The sequence below is a fragment of the Pseudomonas triclosanedens genome (assembly GCF_026686735.1).
Classification (GTDB): Bacteria; Pseudomonadota; Gammaproteobacteria; order Pseudomonadales; family Pseudomonadaceae; genus Pseudomonas; species Pseudomonas triclosanedens.
Map to the genome: position 1 here is coordinate 3,232,246 of NZ_CP113432.1, position 20,229 is coordinate 3,252,474.

At 67.2% G+C, this 20,229-nt stretch carries 12 protein-coding genes and 1 pseudogene; 3 read left to right on the forward strand and 10 right to left on the reverse strand.

All coding sequences use genetic code 11. The features are described from left to right. Positions 1–11: 11 nt before the first annotated feature. Positions 12–1,700: a GMC family oxidoreductase gene (locus OU419_RS14915; protein ID WP_254476543.1), complete on the reverse strand. Its 1,689-nt coding sequence runs from the start codon at positions 1,698–1,700 to the stop codon at positions 12–14. A gap of 36 nt (positions 1,701–1,736) precedes the next feature. Next, on the reverse strand, positions 1,737–2,867 hold the full coding sequence (locus OU419_RS14920; RefSeq protein WP_254476544.1) for a CaiB/BaiF CoA transferase family protein: 1,131 nt from the start codon (positions 2,865–2,867) through the stop codon (positions 1,737–1,739). 260 nt (positions 2,868–3,127) lie between these two features. On the opposite strand from OU419_RS14920, the gene OU419_RS14925 reads away from it, so the two are divergent. Next, complete coding sequence (locus OU419_RS14925) at positions 3,128–5,818, forward strand: LuxR C-terminal-related transcriptional regulator (protein WP_254476545.1); 2,691 nt, start codon at positions 3,128–3,130, stop codon at positions 5,816–5,818. A gap of 84 nt (positions 5,819–5,902) precedes the next feature. Here the strand turns inward: OU419_RS14925 and OU419_RS14930 are convergent, their stop codons facing one another. The 5 genes and pseudogenes from OU419_RS14930 to OU419_RS14950 form a co-directional block, all read right to left on the reverse strand. Then, complete coding sequence (locus tag OU419_RS14930) at positions 5,903–6,718, reverse strand: HpcH/HpaI aldolase/citrate lyase family protein (protein ID WP_254476546.1); 816 nt, start codon at positions 6,716–6,718, stop codon at positions 5,903–5,905. Between the two features lie 14 nt (positions 6,719–6,732). Further along, positions 6,733–7,923 carry a CaiB/BaiF CoA transferase family protein gene (locus OU419_RS14935; RefSeq protein WP_254476547.1) on the reverse strand — a complete coding sequence of 397 codons (1,191 nt, stop codon included), beginning with the start codon at positions 7,921–7,923 and terminating at the stop codon, positions 6,733–6,735. A 92-nt stretch (positions 7,924–8,015) separates the two neighbouring features. Beyond that, positions 8,016–9,365 carry an MmgE/PrpD family protein gene (locus OU419_RS14940; protein WP_254476548.1) on the reverse strand — a complete coding sequence of 450 codons (1,350 nt, stop codon included), beginning with the start codon at positions 9,363–9,365 and terminating at the stop codon, positions 8,016–8,018. Positions 9,366–9,395: 30 nt separating this feature from the next. Next, positions 9,396–10,555, reverse strand: a pseudogene (locus tag OU419_RS14945) (acyl-CoA dehydrogenase family protein). A gap of 50 nt (positions 10,556–10,605) precedes the next feature. Next, the gene (locus OU419_RS14950; RefSeq protein WP_254476549.1) at positions 10,606–11,433 is read right to left on the reverse strand and encodes an FAS1-like dehydratase domain-containing protein; all 828 of its coding nucleotides are present in this window, start codon (positions 11,431–11,433) and stop codon (positions 10,606–10,608) included. Between the two features lie 116 nt (positions 11,434–11,549). Between OU419_RS14950 and OU419_RS14955 the strand changes: the two genes are divergently transcribed. Next, on the forward strand, positions 11,550–12,464 hold the full coding sequence (locus OU419_RS14955; RefSeq protein WP_254476550.1) for a LysR substrate-binding domain-containing protein: 915 nt from the start codon (positions 11,550–11,552) through the stop codon (positions 12,462–12,464). Here OU419_RS14955 and OU419_RS14960 read toward each other — a convergent pair. The 3 genes from OU419_RS14960 to OU419_RS14970 all read right to left on the reverse strand — a co-directional run bounded on the left by OU419_RS14960 (position 12,444) and on the right by OU419_RS14970 (position 18,247). Continuing rightward, positions 12,444–14,858: a LuxR C-terminal-related transcriptional regulator gene (locus OU419_RS14960; RefSeq protein WP_254476551.1), complete on the reverse strand. Its 2,415-nt coding sequence runs from the start codon at positions 14,856–14,858 to the stop codon at positions 12,444–12,446. The genes OU419_RS14955 and OU419_RS14960 overlap by 21 nt on opposite strands. 155 nt (positions 14,859–15,013) lie before the next feature. Next, positions 15,014–16,378 carry a DUF1329 domain-containing protein gene (locus OU419_RS14965; protein ID WP_254476552.1) on the reverse strand — a complete coding sequence of 455 codons (1,365 nt, stop codon included), beginning with the start codon at positions 16,376–16,378 and terminating at the stop codon, positions 15,014–15,016. 12 nt (positions 16,379–16,390) lie between these two features. After that, positions 16,391–18,247: a DUF1302 domain-containing protein gene (locus tag OU419_RS14970; RefSeq protein ID WP_254476553.1), complete on the reverse strand. Its 1,857-nt coding sequence runs from the start codon at positions 18,245–18,247 to the stop codon at positions 16,391–16,393. 339 nt (positions 18,248–18,586) lie between these two features. On the opposite strand from OU419_RS14970, the gene OU419_RS14975 reads away from it, so the two are divergent. Next, positions 18,587–20,176, forward strand: a complete 1,590-nt coding sequence (locus OU419_RS14975) for an arylsulfatase (RefSeq protein WP_254476554.1) — start codon at positions 18,587–18,589, stop codon at positions 20,174–20,176. The last annotated feature ends 53 nt before the right edge of the window (positions 20,177–20,229 follow it).

Genomic DNA, 20,229 nt, shown 5'->3' on the forward strand with positions numbered 1-20,229 from the left:
ACAACCCGGCTTCAGCCCGCGACTGCCGCACCAACCGCTTCGGTACGGGGCGGCTGGGCGCCGCGCCACTCGGCCAGCAACAGGTCGGCGCAACGCTCGCCCACCATGATCACCGGCGCGTTGGTGTTGCCGCCGACCTGCGCCGGGAACACCGAGGCGTCCGCCACCCGCAAGCCCTGCACACCGCGCACGCGCAGTTGTGGATCGACCACCGACAGCTCATCGCCGCCCATCCGGCAACTGCCCACCGGGTGGTAAACGTTGTCGCAGTGCTCGCGGATCATCTGCTTGACCGCCTCGTCGTCGCTACCGTCGAACTTCAGGTGGCCGTGGAACAGCGGCCGCCCGCCGAAGCGCTTGAGTGCCGGCTGTTCGAGGATCCGCTGGACGATCTTGACGCCCTTGAGCATGGTTTCCATGTCGCGCTCATCGCTCAGCAGGTTCAGTTCGATGAGCGGGTCGTCGCGCATGTCCGCACTGTTCAGGCGCACCTGGCCACGGCTGTGGGGGCGCAGGACGCAGACATGGATCGAGTAGCCGCTGCCGTAGTGGAACGTGCGCCCGTGGTTGTCGCCGGAGGACATCACGAAGTGCAACTGGATGTCCGGCTCGGCCAGCGCCGGGTCGGTCTTGAGGAACGCGCCTGCCTCGGTAAAGGTACGAGTGAACAGGCCGCCGCGCTCGCGCTTGTACTTGCGCCACTGCCACAGGTAGCTGAGCGCGCCGCGCACCGTCACGCCGAACAGGTCGGTACTGAAGATGCGCTTGTGCAGGATCAGGTCGGGGTGTTCCTGGAGGTTCTGCCCGACTTCCGGGGCATCGTGCAGCACCTGCACGCCCATCTGCCGCAGGTGCTCCGCCGGGCCGACGCCCGAGACCATCAGCAGTTGCGGCGACACCAGGCTGCCGGCACAGACGATCACTTCACGCCCGGCGCGCAGGGTCTCCTGGGTGCCCTCACGCTCCACCAGCACACCCACTGCGCGCTTGCCTTCGAACAGCACGCGCAACGCACGGGTGCCGGTGAGCACCAGAAGATTGGCGCGGCCGCCGCTGTAGCTGCCGTCCTCGGCCTTGCCGCGGTGCAGGTAGGCGCGAGCGGCGTTCCAGCGTTCGCCATTGAACTGGGTGACCTGGAAGTAGCCTACGCCTTCCTGGCGCGGGCCGTTGAAGTCATGGTTGTACGGGTGGCCGGCGCTGGCCGCCGCCTCGATGAAGTGCCGCGCCCACGAGCACGGCGAGCGCGGGTCGGTCACATGCAGGGGGCCGTTGCCACCGTGCAGCGCGTCGTCCTGGCCGGCGACCCGCTCGTTGTTCTCGGCGCGCTTGAAGTACGGCAGCACCTCGCTCCAGCTCCAGCCTTCGCAGCCGCGCGCGGCCCAGCCGTCGTAGTCGGACGGCGTGCCGCGCAGGTACAGCATGCCGTTGATCGACGAACTGCCGCCCAGCCCCCGGCCTCGCGGCAGATAGCTGGCGCGGCCGGCCAGGCTCGCCTGGGCAGTGCTTTCGTAGGCGTAGTTGTAGTCGCCCTTGCGCGGAATGGTCAGTACCAGGCCGACCGGTACCGTTACCTTGCCGTGGTGATCGTGGCCACCGGTTTCCAGCAATGCAACCTTGCAGCCGGCATCGGCGAGGCGGCCCGCCACGGCGCACCCGGCGGAACCGGCGCCCACCACGATGTAGTCGAATATCCGTTCCATCTGTTCACCTTTCTTGTTGTTGAGGACGGGCCCGGGTCAGATGACGCCGGCGCTCTTCAATGCGCTGATGCGCGCCTCGGGCACGCCCCAGTCGCGCAGCACGGCTTCGCTCTGTGGCTCGCCGCGGGGCTGCGTGGGTGTATCCGCCGAGGTGCGGCTGAAACGCGGGGCCGGCGCGGGCTGGAGCACGCCGCCGAGTTCGAGGTAGGTACCGCGCTCACGGTTGTGCGGATGCTGCGCGGCCTCGGCCCAGTCGAGCACCGGGGCGAAGCAGGCGTCGCTGCCTTCGAGCAGCTCGCACCACTGGGCGCGGCTGCGCTGGAGGAACAGCGCAGTGAGCTTGTCCTTCAGCGCCGGCCACTGGCTGGCATCCATCTGCCGCTGGAACGCCGGGTCGTCAATGCCGCAGCGGCGCAGCAGTTCGGCGTAGAACTGCGGCTCGATGGCGCCCAGGGCGATGTACCTGCCATCGGCGCACTCGTAGGTGTCGTAGAAGTGTGCGCCGCCGTCGAGCAGGCTGACGCCGCGCTCATCGCTGAGCCGGCCGGCCGCGCGGAAGCCGTACATCATCGCCGACAGCAACGCGGTGCCGTCGGTCATGGCCGCGTCCACCACCTGGCCACGGCCGGACTGGCGGGCCTCCAGCAGCGCGCAGAGCACACCGAAGGCGAGCAGCATGCCGCCACCGCCGAAGTCGCCGATGTAGTTGTGCGGTACCACCGGCTTCTCGCCCGCACGGCCAATGGCATGCAGCGCGCCAGCCAGGGCGATGTAGTTGATGTCGTGGCCGGCGGCCTGAGCCAACGGGCCGCTCTGGCCCCAGCCAGTCATGCGGCCGTACACCAGCCCGGGGTTGCGCTGCTGGCACTGGGCAGGCCCCAGGCCCAGGCGCTCCATCACGCCCGGACGAAAACCTTCGATCAACGCGTCGGCGCGCTCCACCAGTTGCAGCAGGGTTTCCACGCCTTGCGCCTGGCGCAGGTCCAGCTCGACGACGCGGCGACCACGGGAGAGCACGTCGAAGCGCGCGCGCTCGCCCAGGGACTGGCCGGGGCGCTGCACGCGGATGACTTCCGCACCCATGTCGGCCAGCAGCATGGCGCAAAACGGCGCCGGCCCAAGACCGACCATCTCGATTACCTTCAATCCCGTCAGCGGGCCCGCCATCGCATCGCTCCTGTCTGGCTGCGCAAGTGCCGGATCATCCGGCGGCTACCCAGCCTAGCGACGCACCACGGGCCGACAATGGTTCGAAGGAACGAAAGTCCCACCTAGTCCCTGGGCTTCTGCCGTGCCTCAAACATCGCTTAGTTCGAAAGGACGACTGCCCAGGGTCGCCAAGCGTGGCAAGATGTCGCGATACAGAACAACAAACGAGCCGGAGGCGGCGCCCAGCGCACGCCAGCCGACCGGCCAGCGGAGCCGCCATGTCTGCCCAAGTCCATCCGCCGCGTATCCTTGCCAGCAAGTTCGCCGCCCCCTCGGCCGCCAGTAGCCACCTGCCCCGCCAGCATCTGCTGGAGCAGATGGAGCAGGCCGATACCGCACGCCTGATCCTCATTCGCGCCGCCGCCGGCTTCGGCAAGACCACCCTGCTGCAGCAATACCGCGAGCGCTGCCTGGCCAATGGCCGCCAGGTGCTCTGGCTCAATCTCGACGCTGCCGACAACGACCTGCTGCGCTTCGTTGCACACCTGGCCGCAGGGCTGCGGCAACTCGATGGCGGCGCGCATCCCGACGAACCGTGCCGGGTCCATCCGATGCAGGAGTTGCTGGAGGAATTGTCCGACCGCGGCCGGCCCTTCGCCCTGCTCTTCGACGAGTTCGAGACGGTGCATAACCCGGCGGTGCTCAGTTTCATTCAGCAACTGATCGACGCCCTGCCATCCTGCGGCGTACTGCTGCTCGCCTCGCGGTCCACACCGGATATCGGCCTGGGCCGCATCCGCGCACGCGGCCAACTGCTGGAAATCAACCCCGGCGCTCTGCGTTTCTCCCTCGACGAGGCAACCCGCTTCATCCGTGACAAGCGCCAGTTGCCGCTGCGGGACAACGAAATCGCCACCCTGCACCGCTGTACCGAGGGCTGGATCACCGCCATCTACCTTGCCAGCCTGTCGCTGCAGGGACGCACCGATCACGCCGCCTTCGTCGCCAGCTTCTCTGGCAGCAACCTGGAGCTGGCCGAATACCTGGCCGAAGACATCCTCGCCCGGCAGAGCGACGAATGCCGCGAGTTCCTGCTGCACACCTGCGTGCTCGACCAGCTCACCGCGCCACTATGCGATGCGCTCACCGGCATGAGTAACGGCCAGGCCATGCTCGACTACCTGGAACGAGCCAACCTGTTCATCTTCCCGGCGGACAACGAACATCAGTGGTTCCGTTACCACAGCCTGTTCTCCAGCTACCTGCGCGACGCACTGGAGCGGCGCCATCCGGGCCGTGCCAGCGAGCTGCACCGGGCCGCGGCGCGCTGGTACCTGGAACAGGAGCGTCCGGTACCGGTCATCGACCACCTGCTGCGCGCCGGCGCCCGCAGCGACGCGGCGCGCCACCTGGCCAGCCATATCGGCAACTTCATGGATGTCGGCCGCTCGCGCCTGCTGCTGCGCTGGCTGGACCAGTTTCCGCCGCAGGTGCTCAAGGACTACCCAAGCCTGTGCCTGGGCTACTCCTGGACCCTTGCCCTGCACCGCCGCTATGCCGACGCCCTGCGCAGCATCGGCCTGCTCGAACGCGACGCCAATGGCGCTGGCCAGCAGCCGGTGGCGCTGGAAGCGGAAACCATCCGCTGCCTGCTGCTGGCCCTCACCGACCAGGTCGAAGAATGCTGCGAGGCAGGGCTTGCGCATATCCAGCGGATGCCCGACGACGAGCAGTTCCAGTACGGCGTGATCGCCAACAGCCTGGCCTACAGCCTGGTCTCAACCGGCCGCTACGAAGAGGCGCGGCGCCTGCTGTCGCGGGCGATCCTGCGCTGCTCGCAGAGCCGCACCCAGTCGATGGGCAGCGTCGCCAGTTGTATCGAAGGTGTGCTGGACATGATCCAGGGGCGCCTCGGCAATGCCGTGGCGCGCCTGCAGGCTGCGGCCCAGCGTCAGTCCGACGGCGGGGTCGAGAAGGTACTGGCCGGCCGGCCCTCGATGGAAATCACGCTGTCCATCGCACTCTACGAAACCGACGCGCTGGATGAAGTGGCGCAACTGCTCAGCGAAGTGCTGCCCAATGCCAAGGAAAGCAGCCCGCCGGACTCGCTGATTTCCTCCCACGTGCTGCTCGCGCGCATCGCCCTGCTGCATGGCGACCGCGATAGCTGGCTGCGTCATCTCGCCGACCTCGAACAGATAGGCCAGCAGGCCGGCTCGGCGCGGGCGATCTGCTCGGCCTGGCTGGAGCGGGCACGCATCGCCACCCTGGAGAACCGCCTGGACGCCGCCGCGCAGTCGCTGCGCTACGCCGAACTGCACAGCGACTGGGACCGGCCCGGCATCCTGTTCAACGGCAATGACGTCGATACGCCCAGCATCGCCCGCCTGCGCCTGCGCATTGCCCAGGGCGACTTCGCAGAGCCCGAGCAATTGCTGGCACAGGCCATGAACGATGCCCAGCAACGCCAGCAACATCGCCGCGAACTCAAGCTGCGCCTGCTCCATGCCCTTGCGCTGGACGGGCTAGGACGTGGCGAGGCGGCCTTCGACGAACTCAGCGAGGCTCTGCGCTTCGCCAGCCACGAAGGGTTCCTGCGGACCTTCCTCGACGAAGGGCCGGCCCTGGCGGCGCTATTGCAGCGCTGGGCAGTCCCCTACCAGGCGCAAAGCCGCGCCCTGGGTATCGAACCGCGCTTCCTGGCGACTCTGCTGCAACGCTTCGCCGGCAACGGCGAACCGCCGGCGGCCGGCGCCATGCCCGGCGCCGCCAGCGAGGCTCTTACCGGCAGAGAGATCCAGGTGATCCGCCTGCTGGCCGCTGGCCATCGGAACAAGGTGATCGCCGAGAAGATGTTCCTGTCGGAGTTCACCGTGAAGTCGCACCTGCGCAACATCAACGCGAAGCTTGGCGCGCAGGGCCGGACCGAGGCTGTGGCGATCGCGCGGGCGCGGGGCCTGCTGGATTGAAGCCAGGTTGCCGAAGCCCGACGGCAACGCGCTTCGGCGACCGCAGACGCCTCCTCCGGCTCCCGGCGTGGCGTGCGAAGAGCCTCACTGGCCGGCGCTGGCCAATACTCGCCGGGCGCGCGCCAGTACCGGTGCATCCACCATCTGCCCATCGACCTGAAACGCCGCCGCGCCGTCCTGCGCTGCCGCTACCACGCGCCGGGCCCAGTTCAGTTCGTCGGCGCCGGGCGTCAGGGCGGCATGCACCACCGCCACCTGCCGGGGATGGATGCAGAGCGCCCCGACCATCCCCAGATCGCGCCCGTGGCGGATGGTCGCCGCCAGCCCCTGGGCGTCGTCGAAGTTCGGGTAGACCGTGTCCAGCGGTGGTTGCAGGCCATTGACCCGCGAGTGCAGCAGCAGGCTCAGGCGTACCTGGTCGTAGACACTGGCAACCGCCGAAGTGCCATTGCTCATGCCGATGTCCAGAGCCAGGTCCAGGCCACCGAAGGTAAGACGCTCCACGCTCTCGCAGGCGGCGATCTCGCCCACCGCGAGCAGCCCCCGCGCACTTTCGATCAGCGGCCACACCGGCTTGCCGCAGGCCGCCGCGATACGCACCTGCGCCGCGCGCTCGGCCTTGGGCAGCAGAATGCCCACGACGCCGGGCAGGCGGCCACAGAGTTCCAGGTCGGCTGCCTGCTCGGGGTCGCCGGCAGCATTCACCCGCACCATTACCCGCGCCGAGGGTTCGGCGTCGAGAAACGCCGCCAGGTTGTCCCGCGCCAGGCCCTTGAGCGATGCCTCCACGGCGTCTTCGAAATCGACGATCACCGCGTCGGCGCCACAGGCCAGTGCCTTGGCGAAGCGTTCCGGGCGGCTGCCGGGAACGAACAGGGCGGAGCGGACGATGGGATTCATGAAACTCTCCTGGCTCATACCGCGCCTTGCTGGTGCAGGCGCTGGACATCATGGGGGGTATAGCCTAACTCGTGCAGCAGGCTTTGGGTGTGCTCGCCCAGCGCCGGCACCGGATCCATGCGCGCGACGAACGCGCTGCTGCGCACTGGCGGCAGCAAAGCCGGCAGGCTGCCGACCGGGCTGCCGATCTCGCGCCAGCCGTCGCGGGCCGCCAACTGCGGGTGTTGCCACAGGCCGGCCATATCGTTGACGTGGGCGTTGGCGATCTGGGCCAGTTCCAGGCGCTGCACCACTTGCTCCGCCGTCAGGTCGGCGAATGCTTCGACGATCAGCGCCCGCAACACGTCGCGGTTGGCCACCCGCAGGCTGGTGCTGGTGAAGCGCGTATCGCCCGCCAGCTCCGGCTGGCGCAGCACCTGGGTGCAGAACGCCTGCCATTCGCGCTCGTTCTGTACGCCGAGCATCACGCTGCCGCCATCGCCCACCGGGAACGGCCCGTAGGGGTAGATCGTGGCGTGGGCGGCACCGGCACGCGGCGGCTGGGCCTGGCCTTCGAAGGCGTAGTACATGGGGAAGCCCATCCACTCGGCCATGCTTTCGAGCATCGACACTTCCACCCGGCTGCCCTGCCCCGTGCGCTCACGCAGCAGCAGCGCCGACAGGATGCCGCTGTAGGCATACATGCCGGCAGAGATGTCGGCGATCGAGCAGCCGGCCTTGGCCATCTGCTCCGCGCCGGGGCCGCCGGTGACCGAAAGGAAGCCGCTCTCACTCTGGATCAGCAGGTCGTAGGCTTTCTTCTGCTCGTACGGGCCGCCTTCGCCGTAGCCGGAGATGTCGCAGACGATCAGACGCGGGAAGCGCTGGCGCAACGTCTCGAACGACAGTCCCATGCGCGCGGCGGCACCGGGAGCCAGGTTCTGCACCAGTACGTCGGCGCGTTCCAGCAACTGCTCCAGGACGACCTGCGCCGGCTCCTGTTTGAGGTCCAGGGCGAGGCTTTCCTTGGAGCGGTTGGTCCAGACGAAATGCGAGGCCATGCCGCGCACGCGCTCATCGTAGCCACGAGCGAAGTCGCCGGCGCCGGGGCGCTCGATCTTGATCACGCGCGCGCCGAGGTCGGCCAGTTGGCGGGTGCAGAACGGCGCGGCGATCGCGTGTTCGAGGCTGATAACGGTAATACCGTCGAGGGGACGGAGGTTCATCGGCTTGCTCCACTTGCTTGCGGCGCCCGTCCAGGGTGGCAGGCGCCGCAATGGGGGTTCCACGGACCGTTGCTTGCCGGGCCGTGAAGGGTTCAGGAAAACGCCTGCAGATCGGCCAGCTCGTGCAGTTGCCAGGTGGACTCGACCAGGCGTGTCGCCTCGGCGTCGCCACGGGCACCGGCGAAGGCCAGCAGGCGACGGAACTTGTCCTCCAGCTCCGCGCGGCTGAGCGTGTTGCCCGGGTCGCCCTTCGGCTCGTCGATGGCGCCTTCGAGCTGGCGTCCGTCACGGGTCAGCACCTCGACACGGCCCAGCCAGCGCTGCGGATAGGCGGCATCGACCTCGGCATCGAGGCGCATCTCGACCTTCTCGCGGAACGCCGCGATGCGTGGGTCCTGCAGGGCGAATTCCTCGAACTCCACCAGCCCGGCCTTGCCGTGCACGGCGATCAGCCCCAGCACAGTGCCCATGGAAAACTTCGCCTGGTGCACGCTCTGCGGCACCACCACCCGGCCCAGTACGTCGATAGCGCCCTGATGCACCCGCGTGGTGACGCGGGCGATGTCGTCATGGCCGAGACCTTCCCGCTGCATCAGTGCGAGCAACGCATCGGCGGCCGGATGGGTATGACGGCAGGAGGCGTGGAACTTGAAGGAGGTCTCGGCCAGTGCCCAGCGCGTGCCCAGGCCATCCACCAGCCGGCGTGGGTCGGCGTCGCTGGACATGCCGGCGGCCATGCCCTGTTCGCCTTCGAGGATGTTCTGCGCGCCACTCAGGCCGTCGGCGGTCAGGTAGGCGGCCAGCAGGCCATCGGCGGCGGCCTTGGCGGTATGCAGTTGCTTGGAGTCGGCGGCGTCGCGCAAAAATTCCCACAGACCGGCGGCCTGGGTACCGGCGCTACCCAGGCAGTTGATGAACTGGCGGCTGTCGAAGCCCAGCAGCTTGCCCACCGCCACCGCGGCGGCCAGGGTGCCCACCGTGGCGGTGGTGTGGAAGATGCGGTAGTGCGAGCGGCCAAGGAATTCGCCGATGCGGATACCGGCCTCGTAGCCGGCTACGCTGGCGAGGATCAGCTCGCGGCCAGACTTGCCCAGGTCCTGGGCAGCGGCCAGGGCAGCGGGGAACACCACGGTGGCCGGGTGCAGCACCGAGCTGTTGTGCAGGTCGTCCTGCTCCACCAGGTGCGAGCTGGCGCCGTTGACCAGCGCCGCGAAATACGCACTGCTGCCACTGCCATCGACGAGAATGCGGCTGCTGCCCACGCCCGGCCCCATCTTGCGGGCGTAGCGCTGGAACAGTGGGATCGGGTGGCGGCCCTGGCTGGCCAGGGCGGAACCGAGCCAGTCAAGGAACAGGTCTTCGGTACGTTCGACCACGGCTTGCGGCAGGTCTTCGTAGCGCAGGCCGGCAAGGAATTCGGCAAGGGCGTGGGTGTTGTTCATGTCGTTGTTCTCGTTATCGGGCACGCCGGTTCAGAAGGAGCGCGGCAGTTCGAGCAGGTGCTCGGCCACATAGGAAAGGATCAGGTTGGTGGAGATCGGCGCCACCTGGTACAGGCGGGTCTCGCGGAACTTGCGCTCGACGTCGTATTCGCAGGCGAAGCCGAAGCCGCCGTGGGTCTGCAGGCAGGCGTTGGCCGCTTCCCAGCTCGCCTTGGCCGCCAGGTACTTGGCCATGTTCGCCGCGGCCCCGGCATTGCGGCCGGCGTCATACTCCTGGCAAGCCTTCCAGCGCATAAGGTCGGCGGCTTCCACTTCGATGGCGCTTCGGCGATAGGGAACTGCACGCCCTGGTTCTGCCCGATCGGGCGGCCGAACACCACGCGGTCGCGGGCATACTGGCTGGCCTTCTCGATGAACCAGCGGCCATCGCCGATACATTCGGCGGCGATCAGGGTGCGCTCGGCATTGAGACCGTCGAGGATGTAGCGGAAGCCCTTGCCTTCCTCGCCGATCAGGCTGCTGGCAGGGATTTCCAGGTTGTCGAAGAACAGTTCGTTGGTCTCGTGGTTGACCATGTTGGAAATGGGCTGCACGGTCAGGCCGTTGCCGATGGCTTCACGCAGGTCGACCAGGAAAATCGACATGCCCTCGGCCTTCTTCTTCACTTCCGCCAGCGGCGTGGTGCGGGCCAGCAGGATCATCAGGTCGGAATGCTGGATGCGCGAGATCCATACCTTCTGTCCGTTGATCACATACTTGTCGCCACGGCGCACGGCGGTGGTCTTGATCTTGGTGGTGTCGGTGCCGGTGGTCGGTTCGGTGACGCCCATCGATTGCAGGCGCAGCTCGCCACTGGCCAGCCTGGGCAGGTAGTAGGCTTTCTGTTCCACGCTGCCGTTACGCAGCAGGGTGAACATGTTGTACATCTGCCCGTGGATGGTTCCGGAGTTGCCGCCGCAGCGGTTCACTTCTTCGAGGATCACCGAGGCCTCGGCCAGGCCCAGCCCGGAGCCGCCGTACTCCTCGGGGATCATCGCCGACAACCACCCGGCGCGGGTCATGGCGCTGACGAAGGCTTCGGGGAAGCCCTTCTCTTCATCGATCCGGCGCCAGTACTCGGCGGGGAACTCCGCGCAGAGGGCGCGCACGCCGTCGCGGATAGCCTGGATTTCTTCGGGGGTGCTGCTCATGCGGTTTCCTCGGTGCGTCGTTGCGGCCACGTCAGGGCCGCGGAAGGTGGTCAGTCGAATTCCACTTCGCCGTGCTGGGCGATGCCGGCGCCGTTGCCAGCCCACACCTCGGCCTTGCCGGGTGCCAGCAGGCGCCCGCCGAGTTCGAAGCTTTCCGGACAGATCAGCGGCCTCAAGCCGCGGAAGGCGAAGCGGCGCAGGCGTGCGCGGGGGTTGGCACGGCAAAAGGCACGCAGGTTCAGGGTGGCGATCAGCGGGCCATGCACCACCAGCCCCGGGTAGCCTTCGGTCTCAGTGACGTAGGGCCAGTCGTAATGGATGCGGTGGCCGTTGAAGGTCACCGCCGAATAGCGGAACAGCAATACCGGCGAAGGCTCCACCGCTTCGCTCCAGGCTCCCGCCGGCATCTGCTCGGCGCTGGCCAGTTTCGGCGGAGTGGGTTCGCGGTAGACGATGTCCTGCTCCTCGCGGATCGTCAGCCGCTCGTTCTGCAGGTAGTCGTGGCGCAGGGTGACGAACAGCAGCGAGCCGGTGCGCCCGTGCTTTTCCTCGACCTTGAGGATGGTGGTGACCCGGCTGGCCTGGCGCCCGACACAGAGCACCCCGTGGAACTCAAGGCGGCTGCCTGCCCACATGCGGTTGCGCCCATCCGCCGGCGGCAGGAAGCCACCGCGCGCCGGATGACCGTCGGCACCGAGGCCCGGCTCGGCCTCGGCGTCCTGGAAGAACGCCCACTGCCATAGCGGCGGCAACGCTTCACCGGCACCGGGCGCTTCTTCGCCAAGGGTGGCGGCGAGCCGGCGGACCAGCACTTCGCTCAGTTCTTCATGGCGCTCCTGGCGCCGGCCGATCCAGGCGGCGTAGGGGGAATCGCTCATCGCTTGGCTCTCCATCGTTAATTTTCCTCCAGCATGCAGTTCCACTTGCGTTCCGAGAATCTGCATTTTCATAATCCAGCGTTAAGTAAAACCGAACGCCAATTACAGGGCTGACCATGCACTTCGACCTCGCCGACCTGCGCCTCTTCGCTCACATCGCCGAAGCTCCGAGCCTGACCCAGGGCGCACGCCGGGCGCACCTTTCGGCGGCGGCGGCGAGCGCGCGGATCAAGGCCCTGGAAGGCCAGCTCGACTGCCGCCTGCTGTATCGCGACAACCGCGGCGTGGAACTGACCCCGGCGGGCCAGCGCCTGCTCCAGCACGCCCGGCTGATCCTGCGCCAGGTGGACCACCTCAAGGATGACTTCAGCGAACAGGGCGGCGATCAGGTCGGGCACATCCGCATCTTCGCCAACACCACGGCGGTCACCGAGTTCCTGCCCGAGCTGCTGGCGGGCTTTCTCGCCGTGCGCCCCGGCGTCAGCGTGGACCTCCAGGAACGCCTCAACCGCGATATCGTCCGCGCCATCCTCGATGGCTCTGCCGACCTCGGCATCGTCGCCGGCCCGGTACGTGCCGAGGGCCTCCAGGTAGTGCATTTCAGTACCGACCGCCTGGTCCTGGCAGTGCCACCGGAGCACCCGCTGTGCCGCCTGCGCCGCCTGACCCTGGCCGACACCCTGGACTACCCGCACATCGGCCTGCACGAGGGCAGCACCCTGCAAAGCTTCCTGCGTGAGCAGGTGGAGCGCGTCGGCGGCAGTCTCAGCCTGCGTATTCAGGTAGCCAGCTTCGAAGCGATCTGCCGCATGGTGGAAGCCGGCGTCGGCATCGGGGTGATCCCGGAAACGGCGGCGCTGCGCCACAGCCGCACCATGAACCTGCGGACCCTGCCGCTGCACGAACCCTGGGTGGTGCGCGAACGCAGCGTGCTGCTGCGCGACCGCGAGGCGCTGCCCGGTTGTGCACGGGCACTGGTGGACCTGCTGCGGCAGACCGGCGAAGGCCGCTCACCCAAGCAGCCCCAATGACTTGGCACGGACAATGGCCTGGGTGCGCCGGCGTACGCCGAGTTTCACGTTGATCTTCTTGGTGTGGGTCTTCACGGTATTCAGGGAGATGAACAGGCTATTGCCGATCTCCTGGTTCGACAGACCTTCGGCCAGCAGGCGCAACACCGCCACCTCGCGGGCGGTCAGGCCATGCCCGGGGCTTTCCGCACTCCCTCCCGGCCCCGCAGGCAGCAGGCCGGGCAACTGATCGACCGGCAGGCCGCCCGCCAGGCTATGCAGCGCGTGCTGCGCCTCCCGCGCCAGGCCGAAGAGTTCCAGGCGCTGGCATTCGTCCTGCAATCGACGCAGGCGCGCACCAGCGGCTTCCGGATCGCCGCAACCGGCCTCGGCCAGCGCCAGCAGGTAACGCAAGCGCTGCGGCAGCGAAGGCGCATGCAGCGGCGGCGCCGCCAACTGCCCGGTAAGCGCCTGGCCTTCCTGTTGCAGACGCTGCCACTGGCCCTGCCGCGCCAGCAGGCGCAGGCGCAGGCTTTGCAGCGGCAGCGCATAGCATGCCGGTTGCACGCGCCAACGATGCATGCAGCGCTCCGCCTCTTCCGCAGCACGATCGGCGCCCAGCGGGTCGCCGCTGCGCGAGGCGACTTCGGCAAGGCCGAGCAGCCCATGCAGGATGTACGGATCGGCACAGGCGCGGGCCTGCGCGACTCCGCGCTCGAGCACTGCCCCGGCGGCAGCCGGTTCGCCTTGCAGCAGATGCAGCTCGCCACGCAGGAAGGCCAGACGAGCGATGAGCAAGCCATGTTCCTGCCCGGTGGCCGCTACCCGCTCGCAGCAGGCGTCGAGCAACGCCTGCGCCTGCCCCGCCTCGCCGCCGAGCAGCGCCAGGCGGATGCGGTCACAGTCGAGCAGCACTTCGCTGGCCAGGCAACCGCAGCGCCGCGCGAGCTCCACGGCATCCAGCAGCGCGCGCCGCGCCGCCTGGGGCCGGCCGCAGGCCATGTCCAGGCGCGCCAGGGTGGTCTGGCACAGCAGTACCGAGCGCCAGTCCCGCGGTTCCAGCTCTGCCAGCGCGGCAGTGCAGCGCTCACGGGCGGAGTTCAGGTCACCGCGCATGCCGTCCAGCGCACCGCGCAGCGCCAGCCAGTTCGCCAGCAGGCGCCGGTTGCGCGTCGCCTGGGCCTGCGGCAGGAAGTCACCGAGGCGGGCGATGCACGCCTCGGCCTCGTCCAGCCGCCAACTGAACAACAGCGCGCGGGCGTTCAGGCAGATCAGCCGAGGCGTGCTTTCCATCAACGTGGCGGGGAGCTTTTCACGCCAGTCCAGCAGCAGGCAGAGGTGACGTCCGGCGAACAGCCAGTCCATGTCCAGCCGGTCCATGTAGCTGGCCGCGACTTCCGGCTGTCCTGCCCCCAGGGCCAGTTCGATAGCATCGTTGAGCCAGCCCAACTGGCCCAGCACACCGCAGGCGCGCAGGCGCAGACGGGTCAGCGCCGGACCCTGGAGATGGCCTTGCAGCGCCTTGGCCACCAGCGGCGGCAGGCGGAAGCAACTGGCGTCGGCGTCCATCGCGAGGAAGAAACCCTGCCCTTGCTGCAGGCGGTCGAACAGCTCACCGCCCTGCTCTTCCCACAGACCGGCGCAGATTTCCCGGTTGAAGCGCGGCAGGTATGCCAGGCCGCAGAGCATTGCCCCGGTCTCGCTGTCGAGACGGCCGAGCAGTTCCTGCGCCAGGTACGAGCGCAGCCAGGACGCCACTTCGCCCGGCGCATGCACACCGTCGCGGGCGCTGAGCAGCAGACGCGCGCCGGCGCACCAGCCCAGGGTCGCAGTCCACAGGCGTTCACGGCATTCGGCGTCATAGCCCTGGGCCTGGGCCAGCGCATCGCTCTCCTCGCGGGTGAAGGCCAGTTGCGTGACGCCCAGTTCGCAGAGGCGCTCGTCGAGCAGCAGACGCGAGAGGTTCCAGTCGGGCCGCTGGCGGCAACTGACCAGCAGGTACAATGGCGCTTCGCTCAGGCCCAGGAGGCGCTGTATCCAGCTATCGAGCTGGACGTCGGGGTCCTGCGGGTAATCGTCCAGCACCAGCCAGAGCGGTTGGCGGCGCAGTTGCAAAGCCAGCAGCACGCTGGCCGGGTCGCTGTCGAGCAACCCCAGCGTGTGGGCGATCTGCGCGCAACAGGCAGCGATGCTCAGCGGCTGGCCGGCACAGTCGAGCCAGAGGCGCGCGCAGCTTGCCGGCAGGCGCTCCAGCGCGGCACGCGCCAGCGCGCTCTTGCCGTAGCCGGCCGGGGCGCAGAGCAGGTTCAGGCGGCGAGGGGCTTCCAGCAAGGCTTGCAGCAGGTGTTCACGCGGTAGCTGCGTGGCGGACACGGACGCCGGAAGGCCGGCGGCAATGGCGGGGAAACTGGACATGGCGACACCCGTTTTCGTTGTAATTCGTGCTGCGTCGGGGTGCCAGCAGAGCATTCGCGGGATAGACGGGCAATCGGTCGTTCGGACTAGCCGGGGGACTAGCTCCGAAGCGGCGCCGCCCGCTCCCTGGGAGGGAAGCGGACGGCGCCGTTGTTTCAGCGGATCCCGGCGTTGCGCAGGGCGGCCGGGGTGAAGTCGGTCTGGCTGCTGCTCACACCGAACTGCGGTCCCTTGCGAGCCTCGTTGAGCAGCCCCATCGCAATATAGCGACCGGCGATCAGGTCGTTCAGCGACTGCACGGCATACACTGCGATGCCCTGTTCGTAGTCATTGACCTGGAAGCCCTCGCCGACGCGCCAGAGCTGGCCGCGGCCATCGTACTGGTCGGTGGCGACGATCGACCAGGTATCTTCGTCGATGTACATCCGGCGGGTCGCATAGATGTGCCGCTCGTTGGGCTTGAGCGTGGCTTCGACGACCCACACGCGGTGCAGCTCGTAGCGCGTCAGGTCGGGGTTGATGTGGCCGGCCTTGAGGATGTCGTCGTACTTGAGCTTGGTCGACCACAGGCGGTAGTTGTTGTAGGGGATGTACATCTCCTTCTTGCCCAGCAGCTTCCACTGGTAGCGGTCCGGAGCGCCGTTGTACATGTCCAGGTCGTCGGCGGTGCGCAAGCCGTCCGCAGCGGTGCCCGGGCCGTCGTAGGCAACCTGCGGGGCACGGCGCACGCGGCGCTGGCCGGCGTTGTAGATCCACGCCAGGCGCGGCTCCTTGACCTGGTCGATGGTCTCGTGGACCAGCAGCACGTTACCTGCCAGGCGCGCCGGCGCGGTCACCTGCTGCTTGTAATAGAACAGCACGTTGCTGCTCTGCGCCGCGTCGGCATCCTTGAGCATCTGCGGATAGGCGACGTCCTCGACGAAATTGATGGTGTTGTAGGAACCGTTGGTCTGCGGGGTGGCCTGCACGGTCTCGCGGTGCTGGTTGGTGCCGCGATAGCGGGTCATGTGGTTCCACACCACCTCGACGCCGTTCTTGGGGATCGGGAAGGCATAGTAGTGCGAAGTGAAGTTGGCCAGGCCGTTGCCGTCGTTGGTTTCCTGGGTACTCACCGCGCTCTGCTTCACGGCATCGTAGACCGACTGCGGCGAGGCCGCGGTGCGGCGGGTCTGGAACACCGGCATGCGGTAGCTGTCCGGGTAGCGCTTGAACATCGCCAGTTGCCCGGCGGTGAGCTTGTCCTTGTACTGCTCGGCGTTGGCCGCGCTGATCACGAACAGCGGCTTGTCATTGGGGAACGGGTCGGAGAGGAAGCCGTTCTCGACGTGCGCCGCGCCCGGCTGCAGGCCGCCGTTCCAGGCCGGGATGGTGCCGTCGGCATTGCCTTCCTTCTGCGCCCCCATCGGGGTCAGGCTGGTGCCGAGTTTCGCCGCCTCCTCCGCTGAAACCGCGGCCTGTACGGAACACGCCAGAAGGCTCAGGCCGAGGATGGCGCCCTTGATCATTGTGGTTGCTTGCATGTGGTCACCTGCTTAGAAGTTCACGCCGACGCTGACCGACATGTAGTCGCGGTCGGTCAGGGTGTTGTAATCGCCACCGAAGTAGTTGGTGTAACTGAGGCTCATGGTGTAGGTGTTCTGATAGTCGGCATCCAGGCCCAGGCTGATGGCCTTGGCGCCTTCCTCGAAGCTCGGGCCGGTGCCGTTGACGTCCTGCGACCAGGCCATGTTCGGCTTGAAGTTGATGCCGGCGATGACGTTCGGGTAATCGAGGATGCCGCGCACCCGGTAGCCCCACGAACTGGTGGTGTAGTAGCCCTTGTTGTTGCACTCCTGCTGCGGGTTGCTGGCGCCGGCGGTGCCCGGTGCAGTACCGACGCAGACCGACTGGTCGACCAGTTCGCCGGCGCCGAAGGTCGGGCTGCGGCCGAAACGCAGGCTGCCCAGGGAGTTGTCGATACCGCTGATGTGGTCATAGCCCACCTCGCCCACCAGGGTCAGGCGCTCGGCACCCAGCACCTGGTCGAAGAACTGGGTCGCGGTAACCTGCACCTGGGTGAACGGCAGGCGCTTGTAGCCCTGGATCGCCGCGCCCGGTGTGTTGCTGGCCTGACCGTCGAGGAACACCGGCGATACCGCCGTGGTCACGCCGTTGACCCGGCCGACCTGGTTCACCGCGGCGAGGTTGAGGTCCGCGGTGTTGATCTGCATCGGCATGTTCGGCCGGTAGCTGACTTCGCCGCTGAGCGCGACCCCCGAGAGGTTGGTCTGGAAGCTAAGGCCGTACAGGTGGATGTCTTCCGGGTAATCGACGAAGTAGCTCGCACCGCGTACCCGGCTGGCGGTGGTCAGCGCACTGGACGCCCCGGCGAAGGTGGTGCGGGTGAAGCTCAGGTAGGGGTTGCGGCTGTGATAGTTCATCACGTACGCCCCCAGCTCGGTGTCGTTCAGCTCCGGCAGGAACCAGCGCAGGGCCAGGCCGAACTGCCCGGAATCCCCCGGCTCGTGGTCGTCGGTACGCGGGATATAGGCGTTGGCACGGTTGGCCGCGACATCGAGGATGTTGCCGCTGTTGGCGCGCGGATCGCCGGGGGCGAAGTCCGGGCCGGCAATCACCAGGCGGTCGTCGCAGCCCTTGGCCACCGCGTCCACGGCGAAAAAGGTGCCGCAGTTCTCCGTCGTGGTCTTGTCCCACTTGATCTGGTAGAAGCCTTCGGCAGTGACGTTCTCGCTGAGCCCCTGGGATAGGTAGAAGAGCTGCACCGGAATCAGTGCCTCCTTGACCTCGGCGCCGGGACGGCGCAGCGCGGAGACATCCACCGGGTTGATCGAGTTGATCGAGTTGGGGATGAAGGTGCTCTCGCCCCAGCTCACCACCTGCTTGCCGAAGCGCACGTTGCCCGGCAGATCGCCCAACTGGTAGTTGTGGTAGACGAAGGCGTCGAGGAATTCCGCGCCCGAGGCCTTGGCCGACTGGTCGCGGCCACGGTCGTCGATGTTGTAGTAGCGCAGGTCCTCGTCCTTGAGCTCGAAGTCGTACCAGTACTTGCCGCGCAGGAAGGCGCCGGAGTCACCGTACTTGAGTTCGAGGTCGTGGGTGCCCTTGAAGATTTTCGAAAAGGTATCGCCCTTGCTGAAGTTCAGCCGGCCATCGTCGGCGGTGCGCGAGGCGGCGGTGCCCTTGGCGCCAACCACGTTGTAGTTGGAGATGAACTTCGGGTCGGGATTGCGCAGGGCCCAACTGGTGCCCAGGGAAAGCGACGAGTCGAACTGCCCTTCGAGCTCGCCGATGTTGAAGTTTACGGCGTGCGCCTGTGCGGTCCAGGCCAGCGCCACGGCGACGGCCAGGGCCTGCGGTCGGAAGCTTCCGCGCATTGTTATTGTTGGCATGCGGTACTCCAGTGGTCCATGTGTTGGAGTGCGCATGCTGTCAGCCGCCGATAGCGCGAAAAACCGCCTGAACAGGTGATTTTTCACCTCACCCGTGCGGGTGGCGAAGCCGCCTTTCCCCGCCTTTTACCCGCCGCCCCCGTGCTTTTGTCCCGCAGACCGGCAGAATCCGCGGTACCCGGCGTAACACCCGCCAGAAACGCCTACCCATCCGCCTTGGCGAACCACCCGATCGGGTGATTTGCACCCCACCCCATGCCGCGTTCAATGACGCCCAGTGTCCGCGCCCTTCCGGCCCGGCCACTCATCACAACAACAAGCATCTCGGAGTACCGTGCTATGACCCGCAACCGCAGCTGGCTGCCGCGGCTCGCTCTGGCCGTCGGCCTGCTTGCCGGAGCCGGCGCCCAGGCCGCCGACAAGCCGAACATCCTGGTGATCTTCGGCGACGACATCGGCCAGACCAATATCAGCGCCTATTCACAAGGGGTGGTCGGCTATCGCACGCCGAATATCGACCGTATCGCCAAGGAAGGCATGCTGTTCACCGACTACTACGCGGAGAACAGTTGCACCGCAGGGCGCTCCACCTTCATCACCGGGCAGGCATCGCTGCGCACCGGGCTGACCAAGGTTGGCGTGCCCGGTTCACCGGTGGGCCTGCAGGACCGCGATGTCACTCTGGCCCAGGCGCTCAAGGGGCAAGGCTATGCCACCGGGCAATTCGGCAAGAACCACCTGGGCGACCGCGACGAATACCTGCCAACCAGGCATGGCTTCGACGAGTTCTTCGGCAACCTCTACCACCTCAACGCCGAGGAAGAACCCGAGCGTCCGTACTGGCCGAAGGATCCCAAGGACCCATACGTCCAGCACTTCTCCCCGCGCGGGGTGATCCACTCCTATGCCGACGGCAAGATCGAAGACACCGGCGCGCTGACCAGGAAGCGCATGGAGACCATCGACGACGAAACCACCCAGGCCGCGATCAACTTCATCGGCAAGCAGGTCAAGGCGGAGAAGCCGTTCTTCGTCTGGATGAACACCACCCGCATGCACCTCTACACCCACGTGCGCGACTCGATGAAGGGACAGAGCGGCATGCCCGGCAACGAGTACGCCGACGGCATGCTCGAACACGATGGCGACGTCGGCAAGCTGCTCAAGACCCTCGATGACCTGAAGATCACCGACAACACTATCGTCATCTATACCACCGACAACGGCCCGAACCGCTTCACCTGGCCGGATGCCGCCACCTCGCCGTTCCGCAACGAGAAGAACTCCAACTACGAGGGCGCCTTCCGTGTGCCGGCGATGATTCGCTGGCCGGGGCACATCGAGGCCGGGCAGGTTTCCAACGGGCTGTTCTCGGGGCTGGACTGGTTCCCCACCCTGCTCTCGGCAGTGGGTGTTCCCGATGCCAAGGAGCGCCTGCTCAAAGGCTGGGCGCCGACAGCGGGCGGACCGAGCTTCAAGGTGCACCTGGACGGCTACGACCAGCTTGCCTACCTCACCGGCAAGCAGAAGGACAGCGCGCGTAGCGAGTTCTACTACTTCAACGACGACGGGCAACTGGTGGCCATGCGCTTCGGCGACTGGAAAGCGGTGTTCTGCGAGCAGCGCAAGCCCGGTGGCTTCGAGGTGTGGAGCGAGCCGTTCGTGTGCCTGCGCATTCCCAAGCTGTACAACCTGCGCATGGACCCGTACGAGACCGCCGACATCGTCTCCGACCAGTACAACAACTGGCTGGTGAAGAACGCCTACCTGCTGGGTATCGCCACCATGAAATCGACGCAGTTCCTGCAGACCTTCATCGAATGGCCGCCCAGCCAGCGCCCGGCCAGCTTCACCATCGACCAGGTGCAGCAGGCGGTGTACCAGAAGATCGCCGAAAAGGCGCGCCAGCAGGCGCAGCAGAAGCCCTGACGGTGGGCCAGCCAGAGCACCTGGCGGTGCCCTGGCTGGAGTCTCGGAACGGG

Excerpts from the sequence above, each read along its gene's own strand:
- OU419_RS14930 (WP_254476546.1), bottom strand. The coding sequence starts at position 6,718 with ATGAATCCCATCGTCCGCTCCGCCCTGTTCGTTCCCGGCAGCCGCCCG.
- OU419_RS14940 (WP_254476548.1), bottom strand. The coding sequence starts at position 9,365 with ATGAACAACACCCACGCCCTTGCCGAATTCCTTGCCGGCCTGCGCTAC.
- OU419_RS14920 (WP_254476544.1), bottom strand. The coding sequence starts at position 2,867 with ATGGCGGGCCCGCTGACGGGATTGAAGGTAATCGAGATGGTCGGTCTT.
- OU419_RS14935 (WP_254476547.1), bottom strand. The coding sequence starts at position 7,923 with ATGAACCTCCGTCCCCTCGACGGTATTACCGTTATCAGCCTCGAACAC.
- OU419_RS14950 (WP_254476549.1), bottom strand. The coding sequence starts at position 11,433 with ATGAGCGATTCCCCCTACGCCGCCTGGATCGGCCGGCGCCAGGAGCGC.
- OU419_RS14925 (WP_254476545.1), top strand. The coding sequence starts at position 3,128 with ATGTCTGCCCAAGTCCATCCGCCGCGTATCCTTGCCAGCAAGTTCGCC.
- OU419_RS14960 (WP_254476551.1), bottom strand. The coding sequence starts at position 14,858 with ATGTCCAGTTTCCCCGCCATTGCCGCCGGCCTTCCGGCGTCCGTGTCC.
- OU419_RS14975 (WP_254476554.1), top strand. The coding sequence starts at position 18,587 with ATGACCCGCAACCGCAGCTGGCTGCCGCGGCTCGCTCTGGCCGTCGGC.
- OU419_RS14955 (WP_254476550.1), top strand. The coding sequence starts at position 11,550 with ATGCACTTCGACCTCGCCGACCTGCGCCTCTTCGCTCACATCGCCGAA.
- OU419_RS14970 (WP_254476553.1), bottom strand. The coding sequence starts at position 18,247 with ATGCCAACAATAACAATGCGCGGAAGCTTCCGACCGCAGGCCCTGGCC.
- OU419_RS14915 (WP_254476543.1), bottom strand. The coding sequence starts at position 1,700 with ATGGAACGGATATTCGACTACATCGTGGTGGGCGCCGGTTCCGCCGGG.
- OU419_RS14965 (WP_254476552.1), bottom strand. The coding sequence starts at position 16,378 with ATGCAAGCAACCACAATGATCAAGGGCGCCATCCTCGGCCTGAGCCTT.